The organism is Streptomyces sp. AM6-12 (genome assembly GCF_044327085.1).
Classification (GTDB): Bacteria; Actinomycetota; Actinomycetes; order Streptomycetales; family Streptomycetaceae; genus Streptomyces.
The window spans coordinates 1-22,784 of record NZ_JBIQWN010000003.1 but is presented as its reverse complement, the minus strand read 5'-3'; the positions used below and the strand labels follow the sequence as shown (position 1 = coordinate 22,784).

At 68.9% G+C, this 22,784-nt stretch carries 16 protein-coding genes and 2 pseudogenes; 11 read left to right on the top strand and 7 right to left on the bottom strand.

The genetic code is table 11. The annotated features are described in order from the left end of the window. The first annotated feature begins 34 nt into the window (after positions 1–34). Positions 35–973: an alpha/beta hydrolase gene (locus tag ACE4Q9_RS33495; RefSeq protein WP_397988336.1), complete on the top strand. Its 939-nt coding sequence runs from the start codon at positions 35–37 to the stop codon at positions 971–973. 302 nt (positions 974–1,275) lie between these two features. On the opposite strand, the gene ACE4Q9_RS33490 is transcribed toward ACE4Q9_RS33495, so the two are convergent. Beyond that, positions 1,276–1,485, bottom strand: coding sequence for a hypothetical protein (locus tag ACE4Q9_RS33490; RefSeq protein WP_397988334.1), 210 nt, complete (start codon positions 1,483–1,485; stop codon positions 1,276–1,278). Positions 1,486–1,553: 68 nt separating this feature from the next. Then, on the bottom strand, positions 1,554–1,943 hold the full coding sequence (locus ACE4Q9_RS33485) for a VOC family protein (RefSeq protein WP_397988332.1): 390 nt from the start codon (positions 1,941–1,943) through the stop codon (positions 1,554–1,556). Positions 1,944–2,355: 412 nt separating this feature from the next. Here ACE4Q9_RS33485 and ACE4Q9_RS33480 point away from each other — a divergent pair, with 412 nt between their 5' ends. Both ACE4Q9_RS33480 and ACE4Q9_RS33475 read left to right on the top strand, forming a co-directional pair. Next, entirely contained in the window at positions 2,356–2,769 is a 414-nt protein-coding gene (locus ACE4Q9_RS33480) for a hypothetical protein (protein WP_397988331.1), read from the top strand. Further along, on the top strand, positions 2,766–3,479 hold the full coding sequence (locus ACE4Q9_RS33475) for a hypothetical protein (RefSeq protein ID WP_397988330.1): 714 nt from the start codon (positions 2,766–2,768) through the stop codon (positions 3,477–3,479). Before ACE4Q9_RS33480 ends, ACE4Q9_RS33475 begins: the two co-directional genes overlap by 4 nt. Before the next feature lie 118 nt (positions 3,480–3,597). On the opposite strand, the gene ACE4Q9_RS33470 is transcribed toward ACE4Q9_RS33475, so the two are convergent. Then, positions 3,598–3,807, bottom strand: a complete 210-nt coding sequence (locus tag ACE4Q9_RS33470) for a hypothetical protein (protein ID WP_397988329.1) — start codon at positions 3,805–3,807, stop codon at positions 3,598–3,600. A 202-nt stretch (positions 3,808–4,009) separates the two neighbouring features. On the opposite strand from ACE4Q9_RS33470, the gene ACE4Q9_RS33465 reads away from it, so the two are divergent. After that, positions 4,010–4,456 carry a hypothetical protein gene (locus ACE4Q9_RS33465; protein ID WP_397988328.1) on the top strand — a complete coding sequence of 149 codons (447 nt, stop codon included), beginning with the start codon at positions 4,010–4,012 and terminating at the stop codon, positions 4,454–4,456. Between the two features lie 491 nt (positions 4,457–4,947). Here ACE4Q9_RS33465 and ACE4Q9_RS33460 read toward each other — a convergent pair whose 3' ends face one another. Continuing rightward, positions 4,948–5,883 carry a transposase family protein gene (locus ACE4Q9_RS33460; protein ID WP_397988326.1) on the bottom strand — a complete coding sequence of 312 codons (936 nt, stop codon included), beginning with the start codon at positions 5,881–5,883 and terminating at the stop codon, positions 4,948–4,950. Positions 5,884–6,002: 119 nt separating this feature from the next. Between ACE4Q9_RS33460 and ACE4Q9_RS33455 the strand changes: the two genes are divergently transcribed. From ACE4Q9_RS33455 to ACE4Q9_RS33425, 7 genes and pseudogenes are all read left to right on the top strand, one after another. Then, entirely contained in the window at positions 6,003–6,449 is a 447-nt protein-coding gene (locus ACE4Q9_RS33455) for a hypothetical protein (RefSeq protein ID WP_397988325.1), read from the top strand. Next, positions 6,446–6,694 (top strand): hypothetical protein, encoded by a 249-nt coding sequence (locus tag ACE4Q9_RS33450; RefSeq protein WP_397988323.1) that lies wholly within the window; start codon positions 6,446–6,448, stop codon positions 6,692–6,694. Before ACE4Q9_RS33455 ends, ACE4Q9_RS33450 begins: the two co-directional genes overlap by 4 nt. A gap of 163 nt (positions 6,695–6,857) precedes the next feature. Then, a complete protein-coding gene (locus ACE4Q9_RS33445; RefSeq protein WP_397988321.1) occupies positions 6,858–7,184 on the top strand; it encodes a WhiB family transcriptional regulator in 327 nt (108 codons plus the stop codon). 220 nt (positions 7,185–7,404) lie between these two features. Beyond that, a complete protein-coding gene (locus tag ACE4Q9_RS33440) occupies positions 7,405–8,229 on the top strand; it encodes a hypothetical protein (RefSeq protein WP_397988319.1) in 825 nt (274 codons plus the stop codon). 37 nt (positions 8,230–8,266) lie between these two features. Then, positions 8,267–8,764 (top strand): DUF6420 family protein, encoded by a 498-nt coding sequence (locus tag ACE4Q9_RS33435; RefSeq protein ID WP_397988317.1) that lies wholly within the window; start codon positions 8,267–8,269, stop codon positions 8,762–8,764. Between the two features lie 195 nt (positions 8,765–8,959). After that, positions 8,960–9,297: pseudogene (locus tag ACE4Q9_RS33430) on the top strand (transposase); the annotation flags it as partial. 729 nt (positions 9,298–10,026) lie between these two features. Further along, positions 10,027–11,331: a VanZ family protein gene (locus ACE4Q9_RS33425; protein ID WP_397988315.1), complete on the top strand. Its 1,305-nt coding sequence runs from the start codon at positions 10,027–10,029 to the stop codon at positions 11,329–11,331. A gap of 266 nt (positions 11,332–11,597) precedes the next feature. Here ACE4Q9_RS33425 and ACE4Q9_RS33420 read toward each other — a convergent pair. The 3 genes and pseudogenes from ACE4Q9_RS33420 to ACE4Q9_RS33410 all read right to left on the bottom strand — a co-directional run. Further along, a pseudogene (locus tag ACE4Q9_RS33420) lies at positions 11,598–11,831 on the bottom strand (transposase); the annotation flags it as partial. Between the two features lie 351 nt (positions 11,832–12,182). Continuing rightward, positions 12,183–19,502: a LamG-like jellyroll fold domain-containing protein gene (locus ACE4Q9_RS33415; RefSeq protein WP_397988313.1), complete on the bottom strand. Its 7,320-nt coding sequence runs from the start codon at positions 19,500–19,502 to the stop codon at positions 12,183–12,185. Positions 19,503–19,742: 240 nt separating this feature from the next. Next, entirely contained in the window at positions 19,743–22,280 is a 2,538-nt protein-coding gene (locus ACE4Q9_RS33410) for a Helicase associated domain protein (RefSeq protein ID WP_397988311.1), read from the bottom strand. Positions 22,281–22,784 lie beyond the last annotated feature (504 nt).

Genomic DNA, 22,784 nt, shown 5'->3' with positions numbered 1-22,784 from the left:
ACGAATTCCTCCCCACGCAAGGTGGCATCCCGTCATGCCTGTTCCCCCCGTCGACCCTGAGATCCAATCGCTGCTCGACACGTCCGACTCAGGGGTCTTCCCCCTCTACGACCTGGACTCCGTCCTTGCCGATCCCGAGCTGTACCGGCCGCTGCGGGAGCGCCCCGACACGCCTGCCGACGAACAAGCAAAGGCCGAGGACCTGTTCATCCCCGGCCCCGGCGGGCAACTGCGGCTACGGGTCTACCGGCCCGCCACGGACGGCACGCTGCCCGTCGTCCTCTACCTGCACGGCGGCGCCTTCACCTACGGCTCTCCCGAGGCCGAGGAGAAGCACGCACAGCGGTACGCGCGGGACGCCGAAGCCGTCGTCGCCTCCGTCGACTACCGCCTCGCGCCCGAACACCCGTATCCGGCCGCGGCCGATGACGCCTACGCGGCCCTGACCTGGCTCGCCGGTAAGGCGGCGGAGATCGGCGGCGACCCGGAGCGCATCGCCGTCGCGGGCGCGAGCGCCGGCGGGAACATCGCGGCTGCCACCGCCCTGCGCGCCCGCGATCTCGACGGACCGCCAGTGGTCTTCCAGATGCTGATCTACCCCGCCGTGGACAGCGGCATGACGAGTGACTCGATGCGTCAATGCACCGACACACCGGTCCTCAACCGGGCCGCGATGAAGCTGGCCTGGCGCCATTACACCGGCGGCCACAGCCTCGCGCCCTACGCTTCCCCTGCCCAGGCTGCCGACCTCAGCGGATTGCCCCCCGCCTTCATCGTCGTGGCCGAGGCCGACCCGCTACGGGACGAAGGACTGCTCTACGCCAAGCGCCTCAGCGCCGCCGGAGTCACCACCGAGCTGATCCAGGCCCCGGGCGCTGTCCACGGCTTCGACCTGTTGTTCCCGAAGGCCCGGGTCAGCGAACGCAACCTGGCTGACCAGGTGCGGGCCCTTCGTGAAGCCCTTCACCAGTGAACGCTTCGCCGGACCGCCCACGTCCTCATGACGCCGGCCGGGCGTACGGTCGCTGCCGGCTGCCCAGCCTTCGCACCCGACACGATGCGAGGGCCGGGCAGGGTGGCCACTGCGGTGAGGCCGAGCCGGTTGTTCCTGTAGGGCTCAAAACGAAAGGGCATCCCCGCGCTGTCTTACTCAGAGCCCCCTGCCGGCAGTGCGGCAAGAGTATGAAGATCCAGCCCGGACAGCTCTCCCGCCTGTGTTCATCCGCCTGTCGAAGGGCCAACTACCTCAAGCACCAGCAGAAATGGTCAGCCGAATCAGGCCCGGCAGAACCATCCGACCACTCCTCTGCCCCATCTGCGGCGACCAGATGCTGACACCACGCCGGACATGCTCGGACCGATGCCGCCGGCGAGCACACCGCCGGCAACGCCGGCAGCCGCCTGCGAACCCATCTCCTCCACCGCCGCCGACACCACGGCCCGCACCACCACCGAAGGCGCCAGAACCGGCACCTGCACCGTCATCACTACCCGATCAAGCTTCGATGACGGCGGGAGCGCCGACGACCTTCCGGCTCCGGCGGGAAGGCCGGTCACATGAGGTAGTCCGCGCGCCCCTCGTCATCGAGTTCGAAGGGGCCTTCGGGGATGATGCAGAATTCATTGCCCTCGGGATCCGCCATCACCAGGAACCCGCCAGCTTCGTACTCCTCCAGCCGGCGCCCGCCGAGCGCCTCGACACGTTCCTGCTCTGCGGGCGGGTTGGGTGAGGTGATGTCGAAGTGCATACGGTTCTTCACTGACTTGGGCTCGCCGGTTCGCTGGAAGCCCAGCCCCAGGCCGTTCTCGCGCTGCAGCCATACATAGGGCCCCATGCGGCCTACGACTGGCCGGCAAAGCAACTCGGACCAGAACGCCGCAAGTCGCTCAGGGTCAGCGGCATCGACGATGAGGGCATTGATCTGCATAGGTGACTCCGCCATGCCCTGATCCTCTCAGGGCGCACAGGACCGCTCAGCGTCGGTCGCCCCACGCGCGGTGCGCGGCTGCCGAGCCTCACGCTGACGCAGAATAGGCGTGACAGCCTGATCGGGCCTCACGCGCACTCGGGGGCAGCACAGAACGTAGTTGTCCTGTGCCACCGAACCTTGAGGGTGCTTGGTCACCGCAGCGCCCCGACCCGCAGGTGGTCGTACCCGCGCCCGCGGGGTTAGCTCGTCGTCCATCCGAAGATCTCCGGAACGGCCAACTACGCGAAGGTGTTCGAGGCCGCCCTCCGCTGATCAGCCCACACGCCTCAGTCCGGTGGGGAGAACCGAGCCGGCTCTCCCCACCGGGGCTTTGAGTACACGTACGGATAGCAGACCACTCCACGAGCAAAGGACGATCGACGGCATGGCCTACCTGCTACGTGCCGCGAAAACCATCTTTGTGGTCGCAGTCGTCACGTTCGGATCCTGGAAGCTCCTCGGTGCTCTGGAGGCGCTGCTCGATCACCTGACCCCGGCGGACAGTGACCGCAACCCGCTGGCCGGCGTCCCCTACTACTGGGCCGCCGACGCAGCGGTCATCGCCCTGTATCCGCTCGCCATATGGGCGTGCTTAAGGCTGGTCAGGATCCGCGGAAACCACCTCGCGGTCACTGTCGGCTCTTTCACATGGGTCACGCTCATGCTGCAGCATCTGGACATCAGCACCACAGGGAACGCTCTCCGATTCATGATCCACGTGCTGCTGGCAGCTGCCGCTTCCTTACTGCAAGCGGCGCTGATGCCTGTCAGCACACGGCCGCAAGTCCCTCTGCCTTGACGCGCCGACCAGGGCGGGCCGTTCTCCTGCGCAGCGTCGGCACGGCACTTCTGCTCGCTTGGACCCTTTTCGAGAGGGCGCTGTCGCTCATCGTCTCGACCGGCCGACGGAAAGCGCATCGTCTCGCCTCCGGCAAAGCAGCACAGCAAGCCCGCCATGCGTCCGAGGCCCGGTTGCGCGCCATCGCCGGCAGATACGAGGAACAGACACCGCTCACGCTGCGTCTCCTGGTCATCGACGACCACTGCGTACCGGGAAGACTCGATTGGGACCTGTTCACGCCACGCCGGCCCACCTACAAGGTGCGCTGCTGGATGCGGCTGACCGCCTACTACACGAGTCCACTGCCCTCCTCGGACACCATCGACGCGATTCTCGCCGCGGGCGACCAGCCCCTGTCGGCGATCCCCTTCACGCACGAGCACGATGGCACCGGCACGGAACTGATACCCGGCCCGCCCGGAGACAGGGTCCGCGCAGGGCACGTCCTCGACTGGGACAACCGCATCCACACCCTGCCGGAGCCAGAGGAGAATCCCGGCCTGTACCGGCACGTGCACGAGCCGCGTCACGCCACGGTCGCCGACATCCGCCACCAACACGGCAGCATTTACCGGCTGGTCCTGCCCGCAGACGACTACTACCGGAGAGGAAGCCAAAAAGAACCTTTCCCTCATTCGCGCTGGGCCCGCTCGCTCCGTAGACCCTGAAGACACGTCAGACATGGCGGGCTCAGCGCAGTGCTCAAGAGCGGGTCCTTGCCCCCGATAGCAAGTGCGCGCACGCGGTGCTGCACAAGGACAGCGGGTGGACGAAGTGCAGCGGGCGCTACAACACCCAGGTGACCCTCCGGGTCGAGTACCACGGTCGCTTCAGCACACCCGGAATCGCGGACTCGCTCTCGCGCATGTGGATGACGGCGGCGACGTCTCGCCAGTCCCAGTGCGCGCCACCGCTGCGGTTCTCGACGGCGGCGGCAACCTGCGTGAACCACCCCGGCGACCCGAGCGTGGGCTGGCGCACCATGACGATCGGCACTCTTGTGAGCTCCGGCGGTCAAGTGGGGAGCGGCGACGCGGAGAGCCCCGTCTTGTTCGTCTCCTGTGCGTAGTGGGAAGTTGGAGGGCCTGCGGCGCTCGCTCCGGCCGTGGGCCCTCCCGCAGGTTCCTCGGGAAAGGATCTGACCATATCTTCGTCTCCTGACGCGGTGTGGCGGCGTTGCGCCCATCTCGGTCGTGTCGTGCTGCCCCTGATCGACCAGGAGCCGGGGCGACAGGCCAGCCGACACGACAGTCTGCGGACGTGGGGTATTGACGTGGGAGTCGGCGAGCGGCTGCTTGAGACCTTCGCGGCCCTGGCCGCGCACGCGGCCCTGAGCGACGCCGCCTCACCCGCGGCAGGAATCGACTCGATGCCCCTCAGCGCCGTCGCCGCGGCGGTGACCGGCAAGCGCGACATCGAGTTGCTCGCCGGCCTCCCGGAGCGCTTCACCGACGACCGGGACCAACAAGCCGTCAGCCTCTTCCGCCTCTACGCCTATAGAGGCGGCTCCTTCAGCCGCACGCTCTTTCACCTGAGCCGGGAACTGCGTCATACCCTCACCGTGCTCGCAGACCGATCACCCACGCCATCCCCGACGTGCGTAGACCTCATGCGCCAGGCCGACGACGCTGGTCTACCTGACTGACCAGCACGAGCCTGGAGGCGTGGGTGCCTGCCGCCGTTGCTGACGGTGTGGGGCCGGAGCAGGGCCAGGGCGTGCCCGAGCCGAGGTCGGACGGCGGGTGGTTCTCGCGCTTCCGCCAGTTGACGCGGCGGGATCCAGCGGAGCGTGAGAGCTGGTCGGGGCTGCCCAACGCTGCCCGCCCGCCCGCGCATCCGGGACCGGGGCCACCCGCTCGAAGGCCCTGCGTTCGCCCGTCACTGCTGCTGCGGCGTTGTCAGGGGTCTGCGCTACGGTCGGGCCGGCACCGGAAGCAGGCTGTTGCGGGGGTGGGGTCGGGCGGCTGGACAGCCGGGTCTAGGATCGCGAAGTCAGAATGGAGTACTGCTAATCGACTTCCTCAACTGACGGCCCTTCTTCGCCACTTGACGGCCCTTGCGCGGAAGACGGTGGCTCGATGTGAGCTCGTGCATGGTTGGCGTTGGCACGTCGAGGGGTACGAACTGGTGCGGTATTTACACTCGTTCATCGGGTACGAGGGTGACCGCCTGCTGGTGAGAGAGCAGCGCGGCGACTGCTTGAATGATGTCGCTCATGTGCTCACGCCGACCGTGGTGGCGGGCGAGGGCTCGCCAGTTCTTCAGATGAGCGATGCCGTGCTCGACACGGATGCGGCGCGAGGAGTGGGCCTTGCGTCGCTGTTCATGGATCTCCTCGTACCAGTCTGGGGCGTTCTTCTTGAACTTGCGGTGGGGTGGTGTGATCACGCGTCCGCCGGTCTGGGCGCCCAGTCCCTGGTAGCCGGCATCCGCGAGGATCTCCACCGCAGGGCCGTCGGACAGGACTCTGACCAGCCCTAACTTGCGAGCATGGGTGATGTCCGCGCAGCTCGCGGGCTCAGCCGGGCTGCAGTACAGCAGGCGGCCGTCCTCGTCCGTGAAGACCATGGACTTGACGGCGTTCTGCTTGTTCTTGCCCGAGATGAACTTGTCCCGGTCCTTGCGTCCGGCGGCCGGGCGGCGCACCCGGATCTCGGTGCCGTCGATGATGCCGGTCTTCTGGTTTTCGCCGAGGTGGTCAACCACCTCGGCGAGCGTGCGGAGACGCAGGCCGGGCGCGATGGTGCAGCCCCGCTGGGCCAGCAGCGGGCGTACTTCACCGATCGCACGCGTGATGGTGGAGCGGTTCACGCCGAACCAGCAGGCCAGCACGTCGTGGGTGACGCCATGGCGGAGGTGGATCAACGTGGCCAGGAGCCGGTCGACGAAAACGAGCTTGTGTTTGGCGCCGGCACCGACTGCTCGCCGACGCGGACGCGACGCCAGTGCCGCCTGGTGCCGCTCGTGCCACAACGGGCCGATCTCCGCTACGAGTTCGGCGATCACCTCTGAACTCAGTCCGGTGATCTGCTGACTGCGAATAACCGCTGCACGCGTCCGGATCCCCACCACGCAGACCATGATCGGCGATCAAGGTCTCGACCTGCCAACGCCAACCATGCACGAGCTCGTTAGAGAGCAACACCAGCCTCGACAGCCTGCTGAGCGGACTGCTGCCCTCCCGCTCACCGATGCGCGTAGGACGCGACGAGATCTACAGGCTCAACGGTGTCCGGATCTGCGCACGCACCGATCGCGGCATCGAGCTCCGCCGGCTCGGCCAGCCGACCAGCATCAAGCTCACCGGCCTTTCGCGACGAGCCTTCCAGAAGGCCGAGGCAGCCCTTGCGCAGCAGATCCAGAGCAACGGGGGAGAGGCCTGCTGGCTGGCCGGCGACACCTGGACTCCCTGCGAGAAGCAGTGGGACACCGAACGGCAGCCGCTCATCTACGAGAAGACCTGGCGGGACGCCGCCTGGCTGCCCAGCGGGCTGCTGCGCCGCCTCGGAGTCCTCCACACCGTCGCCGTCCCCCAGGTCGTCACCGGCCACGAGTCGCGGCTGGGGGAGTGGTGGATCCTGCAGCTCGAGCACGATTCCGAGACAGCCCTGCCCGCGCTGAGCTGGTGCAGGCCTTGACCGACCCGGAGCATGGTCTGCCGCTGGAGCTGTGCGGTCACCGCGATCTGACGCCCGGAGGCAGCCTCGGCCTGGTCCTGTTGAATCCAGATCGCAGCGCCGCTCTCCCACTGCGCTACGACCGGATCGACTACCCGATCAGGAAGCACCACGCCGAGATGTTCGCGGCGATCCGCCGGCGCACCAGTGCTCTGACGGGCGACGCATCGTTGCCCGTGATGCCCGGTTGCTCGGGCACCGGCTGAGGGGCGTCACGAGGCGTTGGGGCCTTGGTCAAGGCCCCAACGCCTGAGGGGATTGCCGCAATGCGGCGATGCCCCCATGCCGTAGGCGTTTGCCGTACCGTTCTCGGACTGCGCCTGCCCAGGGGAGTGCGGCGGGCCGGACCGGGGAGAGGACGGCGTCGGGGTGAACGGGGAAGACCAGGAGAACTGGGGTAAGCGAGCGGTCTGCCGAACCGCTGATCCGGACGAGCTCTTCGTGGACGGCGCGGCCCCGAACAGGGCCAAGGCCCTCTGCACCGGCTGCCCGGTGCGCACCGAGTGCCTGGCCTATGCCCTCGGCCATCGCATCGAGCACGGAATCTGGGGCGGCATGACCGAGCGTGAGCGGCGGGCTCTCCTGCGACGGCGCCCCCTGGTCACGTCATGGAGACGCCTGCTCGAAGCCGCCCGATCGGAACACCAACGACTTGCCAGCCCGGACGAAGGACAGGCCTGGGACGTCGCAGGATGAAAGCACGCCGCCCCCTGGATCCCCGCTCCCCGCGCTACCGCCCAGCGCGGACAGGAGGTGTTGGGTCCGGGCCGTGCGCGCCGGACGGCACCGCGGCCTGAGCGGCTGGACCCAGGCCCATCAGGGCCTGCGGGCTGGAGCCCGCGGCCGGGAGAAATTGGCGGTGATGCGGTCGCCCGCCCGGCAGAATCGGGTGATCGACAGGCCTTTTGGGGGAGCTATGCAGGAACTCCGCTTCGACGACGACATCCGGTTCACCGTGGAAGTCAGCAGCGACCAGACGTGGCTGCACCGCGCACTGGGAGCCCACGAGCTGAGCGTCCAACTCGCTGTCGGGGTGTCGCCCTTCACCGAGGCCGGGAAGATCCTCGCCCTGGAGGCGGACCTGTTCGGCTTCGAGGCGACGGGGCAGCGCTCCCGGCTCGCCCGGACCACGGCGAACCTGGCGTACACCCCGAAGGTGACCATCCATCGCGTGAACCTGTCGTTCCCGCTGACCCCGTTGCAGGTCCACGCCATCGAGGAGGGCCGCACCGGCGACGTCCGCTTCGAGATCGACCTCAACGCGACCCTGCCGCAGGCGCCCGGGTATCCGGGGAGCACCCAGGACACGGCGCACATCACCATCGCCAAGAGCCGCTGGGAACAGCAACTGGCGCAGCTGGGGCCGTCCGCGGCGTTCGAGATGGCCGTGCCGTACCCGCTCGGCGATCCGGAACGGGACGAGGTCGGCCGGACGCTGCGGGAGGCACAGCGGCTGCTGACCGCGAACGAGGTGCGGGCGTCGATCCTGGAGGTCAGGCGGGCGCTGGAGTGGGTCCGGGAGAACGTCACCTGGGACAACCCCGGATCGAGGAAGCAAGCCAACCAGTGCAACCAGACCGAGCGGTGGTGGCGGATCCAGGACGCCCTCTACAGCCAGACCTGCGGCGCCCTGCACAACGACGCGGTCACCAAGACCTTCAGGTACGACCGGGCCGAGGCGGAGACGCTCCTGGCGATGACCGCCGCACTGCTGCGGAACGTGCCCGTCACCAGCGCATGACGGCCCGGCGCCCGCCCCGCGACCGAGAGAGGACCGCATGGCAATCGAGCACAACGGCATTGCAGGCCCCTACTTCGAGTACGACGGACTGCCCGCCCAGCACGTGGTGGACAAGGATCTGCCGCTGATCCATCCGTACGGCCCGGTGACGCCCGGCCGCTATCTCACGCCCGGCGGCGGACGGCTCACCATCCGCCCGGCCGAGAAGCGCGCCCACACCCGGATCACGCTGGACCACCTGGGTTGTCCCGCCCAGGTCACCGATGAGAAGAACGCCGCCTTCATGCGGCTCGCCCAGGCTGCCGAGGGGTACTGCGTGCAGGCCAGGTGCCGACACCACGCCGCGTACTCGGGCGGGGTGCTGCGCATCTTCGAGGTACGCAAGGGGAGCATCGAGCTCACCGCATTCGTGCGCGCCGCGCTCGCGATCGAGCTGGGGGACTTCACCCCCGCGGACCGGCTCTTCCGGGAGACCGAAGTACTGGTCGGGCCTGTCCGCCGGGACGACGAGGGAGACCAGGCCAGCGGCGGCTAGACGCCCGATGTCCGCCTGCCGCGGCGGTACCGGCGGGCCCATGAAAGCGGGGAGGTGCGGCGCCACGGGGGGAGCGCCGCACCTGCGACCAGCGTAGCGATCCACCGCCCGGCCCAGGCTCATTTGCGCGACCGACAACGGAGAAGGCCCCGGACCTCGGTCCGAGGCCGTCGTCGTGGAAGACCGGCAGCCTGGTCCGACCATCCCGGCATCCGCAAGGTGTGGGTCGACGGTGGCTACCGCCAGCACCTCGTCGAACATGCCGCCGTTCTCGGCATCGACATGGAAATCACCGCTCGCAAGCCCGGGACCAAAGGTTTCACACCAGTCCCGAAACGCTGGACCGTCGAGCGGACCTACGGCTGGCTCATGCTCCACCGCAGGCTCGCCCGTGACTACGAACCTTCCCGAACGCTCCCGAAGCCATGATCCACCTCGCCATGACCGACCTCATGGCCCGCCGCCTCACCAGCGAGAACACCATCTCGTGGCGCGACCCGACACCACCGGACCAAGCCCGCATCACGGGATAAAACACCGGGATAAAACGACCTCCAAGGGTTTCGTCGCCGATCGTCATACCCGCGTAGCGCCACTGCTCGTGGCCGCGTCAGGACCGCTGACGTCAGGAGGCCCTTGACCCCGGAGCGCCTTCCTGGTCTCGCGGAGGCGGGCCGGTGTCTTTCGGGCCGCTGCCGACATCGCCTGACTTGTGCATGGCATAACTGTTTCGTTAAGGTCCCCATGACCATCAAGATCATCTACGAGGGGGAGCGTCACGAAGGCGCATATCCGTAGCGTTGCGGTCGTGGCCGCCGTCGTACTGATGCCGGTTCTCGGTGTGGCCGCTAATGCCCATGCGGTGGACACCGACTGCCCGCACAACGGCTAAATCACAAACTGGGACGTCTGCAGCAAGCTCTCCAACGGGACGCTGTACCTGCACCGCACTGATACCGGAACCGGCATCACGGTCGAGTACGGGAAGAGCAAGGGCGGTTCCGTCACGTGCAAGCTCGGCTACTTGCGCGACGGGGTCAACCACTGGGGACCGAACACGACGTGCTCGACCTCGTACGAGCAGAACCACACATGGGGTGCCAAGGCGACGTGCAAGGCGGACATCGGCCTTCTCTACTCCGGCTCCAGCACTTTCCAGACTCCTCCCACAAAGGGCTGCTGACCGCATGACCAGGGTGGCCCCATGCTGAAGCATGGGGCCCCGTGCTGTCGGTGCCCGTTTTCTCTCAAGTGAGCCGCTCGTGCTGGAAGCTGTATTTCAAGGACAGGCGTCCTTCGTCCTCACCGCATCGGTCATCACCGTCCTGTTCGGCGCGCTGGGATGGAAGCTCGCCGGCAAGCGGTCGGATCGCCCGGTTCTGGTGGGGATGTGGATCTCCTCCGTGGCCGGCGTTCTTTGTCTCACGCTGTGGTCGAATGGCGGTTCGATCGTCGAGCCGAGCTGTGTGATCAATCGGAATGTTCTCGAGCCCTTCCGCACGGTCGAAGGCCGACTCAACGTCGCCATGTTCATCCCCGTGGGCTTCCTGGGAGTCCTGGTCACCCGTCGAGCCCTGCCGGCCACGCTGATCGGCGCCGCGCTCTCCGTCATCGTGGAAACTGCGCAGGGCGCGTTCCCCTCGATCGGGCGAGCGTGCGATACGAGCGACCTGGTGGCGAATACCTCCGGCGCGGCTTTGGGAGCGCTAGCCGGTCTGCTGGTCGCCGCCCTCTCTTCCCGGAGCCTCACCCCTTGGTCCTTCAGAAACAGGCCCACCGCTGTGACCGGGCTTGTGGGGGCTCTGGTGATCGGGCTCGCCTGGACGACGTCCATTCAGCCCCATAGCGTCAGGCGAACCGTCGGCGTGGGCGCGGCCACTGCTGAACAGCAGGATGCTGTCAAAGCGGCCGTTGCTCAGGCGTTCGGAGACTACTTCCCGGTCCGGAGTGTGCAGCTCGCGTCGTCACCGGACAGCAGCAACGGCACGGTCATCGCGAACCTGTCGTCGGGGTTCCTCCAAATGGGATGGCCAGACCGCGCGGATGTGACGGCGAGTCTCGGCATGTCGGACACCGAGGCGGAATCCGGTTTTCCCGTGCCCGGGTTCACAACGAAGCCGAAGGGCCCCGGGGGCGCCAGAGCGATTGCGACGGCTTATGCCCAGCGACATTATCCGTGGGGTGTTCCGCACAGCCGCGTGGATGTCTCCCCGGTCGGGGATCACGCCGCTCTGGGGTGGCTCGTCGGATATCGCAGGTACGTGAATGGCGTCTTGATGCCTATGCGTCTGGACATCCAGGTCGACCGAGCAGGTCGGATTTCTCAGCTATCGGCTCGCAAGGCATCGGATGTATCGGTTGCTCCGACAGTGACGAGGGAAGAGGCGGCGGCCGCAGCTTCGAGGGAAGCGCGAGGGTGTTCGAAGGTCACCGTCGGTGAACTCATGGCGGTGAAGACGAAGAGTACGTGGCGTGCCGTCTGGCGTGTGGTTGCCTCGTGTCGCTCTGCGAGCACCGTCCTCAATATCGACGCGCGCACCGGTGCCGTCGAGTCCAGGCAGAACTGAGGGCCCCGGACGAAGACCTGGCGTGAGTGAACGTCGCCGGACCGGCGAGTGAAGGTTGGGCCGGCACGCCGCGTGCCCCGGCCTCGTGGCGCAGGACGGCTCGCATCCGCGAACTACCGCCACCGGCCTGGACGGGGACTGTAAAACGTTCGGCTCTGTTCCGTAGTCGGTGGTGACGGAGAGTGTGGTCAGCCCAGGAGGATGCGGTGGCGGAGGAGGGGGAAGCTCGCGCAACCGTACATCTGGCGCTTGATCAGCTTGGTGATGACATCGACCGCCAGGACGAGCCGGTTGTCGGCGGCCTTGGGCTGGGGCAGCATCGCCAGCGCGCGGCGCAACCCGTCCACGTCGATACGCCCGCAGTTCAGCGCGTCGTAGAGCGCACCATGCCCACGCCGGTGCTCGGCCAGCAGTGTCAGGTCCACCGGCGAGGTCACGGGCCCGTTCTCGCAGAGCATCGCGTCGCACAACTCGAACAGGGTGTCACCGCGCCGGGTCAGGCACGCCTACATGTCCTCCCGGAAGTGTGACGTGAAGTCGAACGCGTCCCGCCGGGCATCGTGGTCCAGCACACTCACTTCTGCGGCCTTCGTATGAGTCTGTTTCCGTGGCGGAACGCAGCATCATGCGAGGGCCGTCCGTTTGTCCGGCGAACCCCCAGGTGAGTGACGGTGTGCGACCCGTTGTTCGAGACCGAGCGGGATCTGCCGTGAGCGTGGCTGTCATAGGGGCGGTACGCCCCGCCCTGTGCCGCTGTCTGGGGAGCGGTACTTTCCAGATCTGGTGCTTGCCGCACGTTTCTGCCCGACGGCCCGGCCCCCCCCGGATGGGTCGGGGGGCCGGGCGGGGTTTCAGTTCTCCATTCCGAAGTAGTGGCCGAGGTATTCAGTGATCTCGGCCGCGTGGGGCAGGAGTTCGGGGAGGTGGGCGGTGAGGGCGTTGCGGGTGGCGGCGGCGAGGTCGGCCGAGCTGGTGGCGGCGGTGCGGACGTACGGTTCGAGGCGCTTGATCAGCTCGTAGTTGCTGGCGATGTTCTCGCTGCGCATCGCCTTCTCCAGCGGCGGCGCGCCGGGCGGCGGGACGGGGGCGAGGACCCGGCTGATGTAGGTGACCCGGTGCAGGATCCGCCAGCACGGGGGCTTGGCGGAGCTCTGGCGGGTCTGGCGCAGGGCAGCGGCGTCGGGGGCGTTGCTGCCCTGCAGCCAGGTCGGGTCGACGACCTTGTGGTAGAAGTCGTCGAAGTTGGCGCTGGTTTCGCCGAGGTAGAAGGTGAGGAAGCGGTAGGCGTCGACCTTGCCCGGTACCAGGACGGGTTGGCCGGCCGAGTCGTAGACGGGCTTGCCGTTGGTGTCGCGGCGCTGCAGGTCGCCGGAGGGCGCGCACTGGACGTCGAGGCCGAAGGAGCGGGAGGCGTCCTTGCCCTTGGCCCGGGTGACGCTGAACCCCCCGCCCACGGAGGCGTCGAGGCTGCCGAACCAGCCCAGGCCGAGGGCGCCGAAGCTGCCTTCGAAGCTGGCACCGAACGAGCCGCTGAAGCTGTACGAGCCGGAGGTGGTCTCGCTGACCGCGTCGGTGGCCTCCGTGGTCTCGGCGAAGAAGCCGCCCTGGGCCGTCCAGACGTAGGTGTTGACCAGGTCCCGGTGGGAGAAGCCGGTCGCGGCCGCGCTGCCGGACGTGCTGCGGCCGGTGTCCTGCTGCCCGGCGGAGACTCCCATCGAGCGCAGCACCGACTGCGCCTGGGCCTCGGTCGGGTCCGCGTGGTGGGTCTCGGTCGAGACCGACTCGTAGAAGGCCTCCAGCCGCTGCTGGTCGCGGGTGATGCGGCGCTTGAGCGCGTAGGCGTCGCGGGGCTTGAAGTAGCTGTACTCGCCGTAGCCGGAGGCGGTGGGGTAGTCGGGGTCGAGGACCTTGCCGGAGGCGTCGAAGCCGACGGTGCCGTCCAGGGTGCCCTGCTTGGTGTAGCGGGGGTTGATCGGGAAGTGGACGATGTTCCAGTCCAGCGGGATGTCCGGGTTGGGCAGCATCCGGTAGGCGACCAGGGCGCCGGTGTGCGCCAGGCGCAGCGCGAAGACGTCGGCGGTCTGCGACTGCACCAGCGCCGTGCCGGTGTTGGCGGGCACGTACCGGAGACCGACGGCCGGGTTCAGCGCCTTGGCCGCGTCCTCGGTGTACCCGGTCAGCGCCAGCTTCGTCTTGCGGGCGGTGTTCTTGCCCTGGCTGACCTTGGTGTCGGTGCTCCAGGTGTTGGCGAACTCCAGGCTCCCCTTCCCCGAGAACTTCATCTGGCCCTCGGCCAGCGGGGACGCGGTTCCCATGCCCATCGGGGCGATGATCTTCAGGACGCTGGCGTCGGTCTCGACACCGAAGGAGAAGTTGAAGGCGGCGTTGACGCTGCGGGTCTTGCTGGAGGAGAGGCTGCGCACCACCTGGTCGGCCTCGGTGAACTCCACCGAGGAGGCGGCGGGGAAGCCGTCGGGCTTGTCGGTGAGGTTCTCCGAGGGCACCGGCGGGGCGCCCTCGATGTAGCCCATCAGCTGCGGGTCGAACTGGGCCTGGCCGACCCACTCGGTGGTCAGGTCGCCCACCTTGTAGCCGGTGACCAGGTGCCAGCGGCCGTCTCGGACGAAGCCGTAGCAACGCTTGAGCACGCCCAGCGTCTCGCCCTTGGCGTCGAACTGGAGGTCGGCGTACTCGCAGGCGGTGGGCGCGCCGGAGACGGTGTCGTGGAACGGCGTGCGGACGTCGGCGAGCGCCGAGCGCACCTGGGCGGTGTCGGTGGACACCGGCGCGGTGGAGAGCAGGATCCGCGGCCGCTTCGTGGAGAACGCCAGGTTGTTGCCGCGCAGGCCCTCGTCGCGCACCGAGGTGGTGGTGGCGGCGGTGGAGTCCCGGTCGAACGTCCAGTAGCCGAGCAGGTCCTGCTTGTCTCCGCGCAGGCGGGTGAACAGGTTGTCCAGAATCTGCTCCCGGGTGCGCACGGTGCGCCAGATCCGCACCTCCTCCAGCGTGCCGGTCAGCAACTCGGTGGGCTTGCCCCCCTCCAGCCGCGCGCCGAGGGTGAGTTGCTGATCGCCGTAGGGAAGGAGGTCCGCCGGGAGCGGGGCGGTGGTGGCGAGCAGCGGCTCGCCGTTGCGGTACAGCCGCAGCGGGCTGGCCGCGGGGTCGACGTCGCGGGTCCAGCGGGCGCCGCGCAGCTTGGCGGGGAAGGAGCCGGAGACGTCCAGGGTGGTGTTGCCGGCGTTCTCGTTGAAGGGCCAGCGCGCCAGCAGCCCCTTCTCGCGCACGGCGACCGGCTGGCCGAGCTGGTTGAACGTCCGTGCGGAGTTCCACAGCCGCACCTCGCACAGGACGCCGTTCAGGCCCCGGCCGATCTCCAGGTCGCTGCTGTTGGACTGCGCGCCCGGGCCGCCGTAGACGTAGGTTCCGGCCAGGCCGTCGTCGAGGTAGAAGCGGATGTCCTGCTCGGGCTGACCGGCCGTGGCCGGCTGGGTGCCGGTGGCGGCGGACACCTCGGCCTTGCGGCGCTGCCGCACCACGCCGATCCGCTGGAAGGCCCCGGCCTTGACGGCCCGCTCGGAGACGTACCGGACGGGATTCCCGTCGGCCTCGGCGAAGGCGAACTCCACCCGGCCGTCGGCCAGGATGCCCAGCTGGTAGGGGACGCCCTCCCGGCCGCCGTTGACGGCCGTGCCCTTGGTGACCAGCGCCATCGGCGCGCCCACCTTGTCGATCTGGACGAACGCCTCGATGGTGAGGTCCTCCAGGACGTTCAGCGAGTCCTGCGAGGCCACCGACAGGCCCTCGCCGCCGTCCAGGCGCAGCGCCCAGGCCTGGGTGAAGGTCGCGGCGAGGTGCGCCCACTCGTTGCACGGGAAGCGGTCGGCCGACCGCAGCACCCGCTCGCCGACCCGGGCGACCACCTGGTAGCCCTTGATCGGCGAGGCCGGGCTGTTCGGCTCGTTGAAGGTCCAGTAGCCGAGCAGTCCGGGCTCCCGGCCGGACAGCCGTTGGTTCCGCTCGGTGGAGATCTCCTGGGCGGTGCGGACCCGCCCGAAGACCCGGGCCTCGTCGATCTGGCCGTCCAAATGGTCGCCGGTGAAGGGATGGTGACCGAGGACCAGCGGCCCGCTGCCGGTATAGGCACCGGCGGCGGTGCCGCGGTGGACCTCGGTGCCGTCCCGGTAGACGATCTGCTCGCGGGTGGCGTGCTTGTAGACCGCGGCCCAGTGGTGCCATCCCAGGTCCGGGTAGGGCTGGGGGGTGGTCAGGTCGTCGCCGAACAGGGCGAAGGTGAAGGCCCCGTCGGGGGTGAAGTGCAGGTGCAGGGTCTGGTCCTTGGCACCTGACATGACGCCGTGGGCGAGCAGCGGTTCCCGGCGGCCGCGGGCCTGGTTGCGCTTGGCCCACAGCTCGATGGTGAAGTCCCGGCCCGCGAGGTCGAGCGAGTTGGTCAGCTCGACCTTGGTGGTGCCGGTGAACTGGCGCGCCGGGAGGTCGACGGCGGCCAGCGCCAGCGAGTATCCCGACCCGTCCGTCCGGCCGTGGACGATCCGGCCCTGCCCGGCCTCGGGGTTGACCCAGGCTTCCAGGGTCAGGTCGCCGGCGGGGACGGCGTTCTTCTGCTGGGCGGCCGGCAGCGTCAGGTACTGGTCCTTGCCGTCGAACAGGAAGGCGCGGCCGGGCATTTCGGCCCGCCAGCGGCAGCCGCGGCCGCCGGTCACCAGGACGGCCGTGCCGTTGGGCACGGAGGTGGCGCCGCCGGTGCTCAGGGTGATCAGCCGGGAGCCAGCGGAGAGCAGGACCCCCACCCGGGTGGACTCGGCGCGGGCCCAGTCGTAGCCGACCACGGTGACCGTGTCGCCCGGCTTGACCGCCGTGCCCGCGGTGGTGAGGTCCAGCGTCTTGGCGCCGACCGGGACGTTGGCGGACGCGGCGTACCCGTTGGCGCCGATCTGCAGGTGGGCCTTGGCCGCGACCGCGACGGTGGTGGCCGCGGTGAACTCCACGGTGCTGCCGGTCACCTGGGCGACGGTGCCGACCGTGACCGGCTGCCCGGCCTGCCCGGCCAGTGCGGCGGCCATCTGCTCGGCCTTGCGTGGCAGCGAGCGCCAGGTCTCGGTGTCGCCGCCGACGGTGATCGTCAGGTCGCAGCGGCCGGGGGCGTCGCCGTCGGAGACCTTGATGACGGCGTTGTCCAGCAGGACGCCCGGGTCGCGGGCGAGGAAGCCGAGCGTGCCGCCGTTGCCGGTCAGCCGCTGGGTGCCGCGGGTGACTGCGGTGTCGTAGTAGACGGCGAAAAACTGCTCGTTGGCGCCCCGGAAGTACAGCACGACATTGCCGGTACCACTGTCGAGCAGCGCGGGCCGGTCGGTACCGCGGGCGAACTCGAGCAGGCCGCCGGAGAGGCTGAGCCCGGTGGTGTCCACCGATATCAGCGGCATGGCCACGGTCAGGTCGTCGTCGCCCTGCAGGGCGGTCGACAGGCGGGCCAGCTTCTCCTGGGCGTCCTTCAGCTCCGCCTGCTTGCCGGTCAGCCTGAGCTGGAGCTCGTTGACGCGCTGTACGGCCGTCTTCGCCTCCTGGAGGCGCTCGCGCACGGTGTCCATCTCATCCTTGGCCTGCAGGTAGGCCGTGTCCACCCCCGAGCGCAGCGAGACGCGCACCATCTTGATCAGGCCCGAGTCGCCGGTGAGGCACTCGCTCGCCTGGACCGGGGCGGGGGCCGGGAACGAGGCGGGCATACCCACCGCGAGCTTGCTGCCCCGGTTGACGATACGGGTGTACTCGCCCTCGGCGGTCAGCTGGAACTGGGTGAAGGGGTTGCCCGGCTCGCGGACGACCGTGTCCATCGGGGTGTTCTGCGCCGACGCGTTCTTGTAGATGTGCAGGTCGAGGTTGTTCACGTTGTTGCCGACCAGCCAGTAGAAGGGCTTGCCGTTCTGGCTCTCGCCCGTGGCCTCCAGCCGCCAGGTCGAACGGGAGGGGCTGAGGGTGACGAGGGTCGACGTGTGGATGGGGGCGTTGAAGTACCGCAGTACCTGGCCGTCGGACTCGCGCGGGGTCTTGGCCTCCAGAGCGTAGTTCCAGGCGGTCGGCACGTCCTTCTCGGCGAGGTACTGCCGCTCCAGCCGCTCGAACCCCGGCAGCAGCCGGTCGTGCTCCCCCTGCCAATAGGCGACCTGGCCGGCCGTGGCGCCCAGCCGGGTGATCTCCACCGGCAGAGCGGCCACCTCCGGCTCCAACTGCCGGATCAACTGCTGCAGGGCGCTGACCTGCTCAGAGTCCTGCCCCTTCGCCGGCCGCCGGAGCACCACCGGGTCCAGGACGTCGGGCACCTGGGCGAGCCGGCCGTCGCGGCCGACGGCGAAGTCCAGGCTCACCAGGGCCGGCTCCTGGCCGTACTTGGCAGCGAACGCCAGCATCACCCGGGCCTGCCGCTTGGCGGGCTTGGGATCGGGCCGGTAGCCGGCCGAGACGTTCTCCTGCTGGTGGTAGATCACGGCGGACATGCCGGACTCGACCGTGCGCCCCTTGAGGACGAAGCTGTCGCGGCGCACCCCGGGGTGGTCGCCCACCGGGGCGTCCGAGCCGCTCCACTTCGCGTCGCCCTTGAGCGTGCCGTGCAGGGCCTGGTCGCTCTGGTCGTATGCGGTGGCCCCGGAGCCCTCGTCGAACCGGTAGTAGGCGACCAGGCCCGGCTCGTTGCCGATCAGACGGTGGTTCAGGTCGTCCACGAGCTCGGTGGCGGACCGCTCCCGGTTCCACACCCGCACCTCGTCGAGGTCGCCTGCGAAGAGGCCGGGGGTGGCGCCGGAGACCTGCTTGCCGATCAGGGTGCTCACGCCGGTGGCCGGCGTGAACGGCAGCGCCCCGCTGCCGGACAGCTTGCCGTTGACGTACAGCTTCGCGGTCGTCCCGTCGAAGGTGGCCGCGACGTGCGTGTAGACGTCCTTCGGCACGGTGTCGGCGGAGACGACCGCCGTCGCGGCCCCCTCGTGGGCCAGGCGCAGCGACCCGCCAGCGTCCAGGCCGAGCCGGTACTCCCCGCCCCGGGACAGCACCGGGCGGTCGTACGCGGTCGGCTTGATCCAGGCCTCGATCGAGTACGCCTTGCCGCCGAAGGGCAGCGCCGCGGGGTCGCCCAGGTCGACGTGCGCGTCGTTGGCGCCGGTGAGGCCGAGCGCCGTCTCGGCGTGCCCGTCGGTGCTGGTTACCGGGACCAGGTCCTGGTTGGTGAACGGGCAGGTGCCGGGGCTGCGTTCGAACACCGCGTCCCGGTACGCCGGGTCCGGGCTGGTGTAGAACCGCGTGCCCTGGGTGTTGAACAGCCCCTGGTCGCCCTGTTCGACGCTGAAGCCGTCGATCCTTCCGGTGGCGTCGTTGTGGGCGAACAGCTGCCAGCGCCGCGCACTGCTGACCGCGGTGGGCACCAGCACCGCGGCGAACCGGCCGCGGGTCAGGTTGCGGACGAACGACAGCTCCTGGGTCGGCTCGTAGAACGGCCGGCCCTCCATGTCCTCGGTGCCCAGAGTGTCCTTGGCCGACGCGGGACGGGTGGCGTGCCGGCTGCGCTTGTAGCGCACCTCCAGCACCGGCTTGAGCTTGCCGTCGACCAGCAGGAAGCGGTCGCACAGCAGGGTGTCGCGCACCAGCGGCACCTTCTTCGTGCCGCTCAGCACGTAGTCGGTGCGGGAGGCGTTGGCGGAGCAGCCGCCGTCGGTCAGCTTGTACACCGCGTCGGGGTGCGTCTCGCCGATCGACTGCCGCAGCACCACCACGTACGTGCCGTCCGACACCACGTGGAACGGGGCGTCCGCGGTCAACCGCGCGGTGGTGGACAGGTAGGGGTCGATCTCGCTGTCCAGCGGCCGCTCGTCGACCGCCGCCTCTGCCCCGCCCCGCTTGACCGTCGGCATCGCCGTCGCCCCGACCACGGCGAACCCCACCTCGGCCAGCTCCCGCGGCAGGACCAGCTCGGCGGGATTGTCGCTCCAGTACGCGGCGTCCGCGTCTCCCTTGGACTGCTGGCCGGCCAGGTCTAACACGGAGTAGACGATCCGCCGGGCCGAGTCCATCGCGAACGCGATGGTCGTGCCCTGGTGTCGGGCCATCGTCACATGCCGGTACGACCGGTCTCCGTAGACCTTCAGCAAGGATTCCTGAGGTGCCACTGTTCCCCTCCCACACGCGGAACGCCGCTCCCGTTCTCTCCCGCCCGGAGCGGCGATGGACGTACCCCTGGCGGGACGTCGGCCAGTCTGGCATCTGCGGATATCCCGTGAAGAGAATGCGAAAAAGCCTCTCTGCATATGACTTGATCAGCCATCAGTTGGCCGGACTTCGATGGCAGGACCGCTGCCCGAGCCGATAGCCGGCGGCGAGCGCGGCGGCCGCGGTGACGACGCCGCCCATCACGACCATCGCATCCCGATCGCGGACAGCAGCTCGATCCGCTCCGGCGTCAGGGTCTCGGCCCGGCTGCGCTGGTTCCCGATCCATGCCCCGAGTCGGAGCTCCCGCTCCTCCTGGTCCTCGCCATCACCGTCGCCGCCGATGATGATCCGTTCGACGTGCTTCCTCGGTACCCGAAGGTGCCCCTCACGCTCGAAGAACTGCCGGGCGGCCTCGTAGTTGAGCGCCCATTTTTCGGCTTGTGTGCGGCGCGGCTTGGGCTTCTCGTCCGCGGTCGCGGGTGTGATGCCGAGGACCTGTTCGCACATCCACTGCTGCACGGTGGTGAGGTTGTCCCAGCCGAGCCGGACCGAGCGCACCCACCGCCCGAGGTCTTCGCCCTGGTGCACGACATCGCCCGGTGAGGTGGGCAGCGGGTGGCCGGCCTCCAGGTGGAGCCGGACGAGGTGGAAGCAGCGCTGCCACTCCACCGGCCAGGTGGGGCACCAGGAGGGGTCGATGTCCTCCAGCTGTTCGCGCCGTTCGTTCGACAGTGCCCCGGCCGATGACTCCACCGGCAGGCCTTCTGCACGCCGCTGCTCGATCTCCTGCGCTTTGCGGGCGGCGGCCCGCGCGTTCTTAAGCCAGATGCCCACCCGGTAGCCCTGGTAGGTGGCATCCGTCGGGGCCAGGAGGTGGCCCGTCTCGGTTGCCCATCCGCGCGCGGCCGCGAGTCCTTCCTCCCATGCGACGTCGTAGTGCGACCACACCATGGCGAGCTTCTCCAGCTGTGCGATGCGGTCCTCGTCCATGTTCCCGCGGGCGTAGAAGCGCCGGTTGTCGGCGATCCACTGCCCGAGCGGGAAGTTCGCGAGCGAGGCTGGCCACCCCTCGGCCTCCACCGCCTGGTCCTGGCCGCCGGGCACCTGGTAGGTGAACGGGACCTTGAGGTTGCCGTGGAGCCGGTTGTAGATGACGGCGGCCTCGATGCCGCGTCGCCAGTGCTCGTGCTCGGGGTTGAGGACCCGCAGGTTGATGAACGCGGCCAGCTGCGCGGGGTCGCGCGGCGTGGAGAACTTCAGCAGCTTCCGCGCCGGGGCCGACGGGCCGCCGGACTCGTTCCCCTCACCCCGGCTCTCCTGACCCTGCGCGCCCTTCTGGACGGGCTTGTAGGCGCTGGGAGCCTGCTGCTCGGCGAGCTGCTCCACCACCCGGGCATCGTGCGCCCTGAGCGCCTCCAGCAGCTTCGCCAACCCGCCGAACGCCCGGGAGGTCAGCATGTTGTCCGCCGTCTCGCCCGGCCCGAGCAGGACCGGCACCACCAGTGAGGCGATCTTGCCCTCGCCTGGCTGGATCCGCAGCGCGCGGCCGACGGCCTGGACGAGGTCGGGCATGGAGCCGCGTACGTCTGCCCAGTACACGGAGTCGCAGTTCTTGGTGTCGACGCCCTCGCCGAGCACCTTCACCGAGCCGAGGAAGCCCTTCTCCACGACCGTGCCGTCCGTGGCGATGCCGGACGCGAATTCCCCGAGGACCCGCTGCCGGTGGAGGGGCTTGTGCTCGCCGCACAGCCAGTCCGCCCAGATCGTCTTGGGGTACAGCTCGGGGTCCGCAGCGTGCAGCCGCTTGGCGACGCTCGGCAGGCCGGCCGCGAACGCCTCGGCCTCCTTCACGACGTGGTGGAAGATCAGCGTGCGCCGGAAGTTCTCCTCCGACGACGCCTTCAGCAGCGCGGTCTGGAGGGCAGCGAGCCGGGCCCCGCGGACCTCGTCCGAGCGACCTTCGGCGCCCAGGAGCTGCGCGGCCTGGAGCTGGGTGTCGGTGATGTCCACGCACACCACCTGGTAGGGGGCACAGATCCCCCGGTCGATCGCCTCCGAGAGGGTCAGCGTGAACGCCCGGCTGCCGAACGGGCCGTCCGGGTCGTCCTCCATGCTCGCTACCAACTCACCCGGCGCGCCCTCGGCATCCTCGTCCAGCTGCCACAGCCGGGGCGTGGCGGTCATGTACAGCCGCCGCAGGGCGGGGACGCGGGTGTTGTCATGGACGACCGCCCATGGCTTGCCCAGCCGACCCGAAGTCCGGTGCGCCTCATCGACCACGATCAGGTCCCAGCCCGGAAGGCCGGCCTTGTGGGCGCGCTCCAGCGTGCCGAGACCGAGAGAGGCGTAGGTGGCGAACACGGTGACCTTGTCGAACGGCCGCACCCAGTCGACCAGTTCTGCCACGTCCGTGGTGTTGGGGAAGGACACGTCCTCGCCCCGCAGGGACGAGACCCCGATCATCGGGCCCGTGCGGCCGGCCTCGCGCCACGCGGCCTCGGTCTGGGTGAGCAGGTCCAGCGAGGGGACGAGCACCAGCACGCGGCCCGCACGGAGCTTCTCCGCGCTGCGGGCCGCGACCCGAGTCTTGCCGGACCCGGTCGCCATGATCACCTGAGTCCGGAGCCCCCTCTCGGGCACAAGCGATCTTGCAGGCAATTCGAGGGCACGGACCACCGCGTCAACTGCTTCCTGCTGCGCCGCCTCACGCTGATCCGTTCGGCTTGTGGTCGACATATCCGTCTGCCTTCTCCTGGGCTCTTGGCTGGGCAGTGAACGGGATACCTACACGTAGAGTGCACGTGACCGGCTACGGTAGACCTCACTGGAACCGGGTTATCGCCTCGAACCAGTAGAGGGGGAACGTGATCGAAAAACGGCCCAGCTCCCTTAGTGGTGTTGCTATCTGAGTCCAGACTCTATCTCATACTTCAAAATGAAGCACTCAGAACCGAGAAGACCCCTCGAACGTGGCTTAACCCTGTTACTGTCGCCTTATGGCCACCCCCGAAAGCAGCCTGACGGCCGATCAACTTGCCCCCCGCACTCCCCGGTTCGACTCGTCACTCTCCCGACCACCCGTCACCCCTCCCTCTCCTTGCTGTTCCCACGGGCCGCAGGGCCCATGGGTGGGCCGCGCGGAGCATGACACGCCTTACCCCGTACGAGAGTTGAGGCCGCACCTCGCCCCTCCCCTACTGCGTTTTTGGTGGCTGGAGCGCAGCGGAGGCCACCGGGGCC

Excerpts from the sequence above, each read along its gene's own strand:
- ACE4Q9_RS33495 (WP_397988336.1), top strand. The coding sequence starts at position 35 with ATGCCTGTTCCCCCCGTCGACCCTGAGATCCAATCGCTGCTCGACACG.
- ACE4Q9_RS33490 (WP_397988334.1), bottom strand. The coding sequence starts at position 1,485 with ATGACGGTGCAGGTGCCGGTTCTGGCGCCTTCGGTGGTGGTGCGGGCC.
- ACE4Q9_RS33485 (WP_397988332.1), bottom strand. The coding sequence starts at position 1,943 with ATGGCGGAGTCACCTATGCAGATCAATGCCCTCATCGTCGATGCCGCT.
- ACE4Q9_RS33480 (WP_397988331.1), top strand. The coding sequence starts at position 2,356 with ATGGCCTACCTGCTACGTGCCGCGAAAACCATCTTTGTGGTCGCAGTC.
- ACE4Q9_RS33455 (WP_397988325.1), top strand. The coding sequence starts at position 6,003 with ATGCGCGTAGGACGCGACGAGATCTACAGGCTCAACGGTGTCCGGATC.
- ACE4Q9_RS33440 (WP_397988319.1), top strand. The coding sequence starts at position 7,405 with ATGCAGGAACTCCGCTTCGACGACGACATCCGGTTCACCGTGGAAGTC.
- ACE4Q9_RS33435 (WP_397988317.1), top strand. The coding sequence starts at position 8,267 with ATGGCAATCGAGCACAACGGCATTGCAGGCCCCTACTTCGAGTACGAC.
- ACE4Q9_RS33410 (WP_397988311.1), bottom strand. The coding sequence starts at position 22,280 with ATGTCGACCACAAGCCGAACGGATCAGCGTGAGGCGGCGCAGCAGGAA.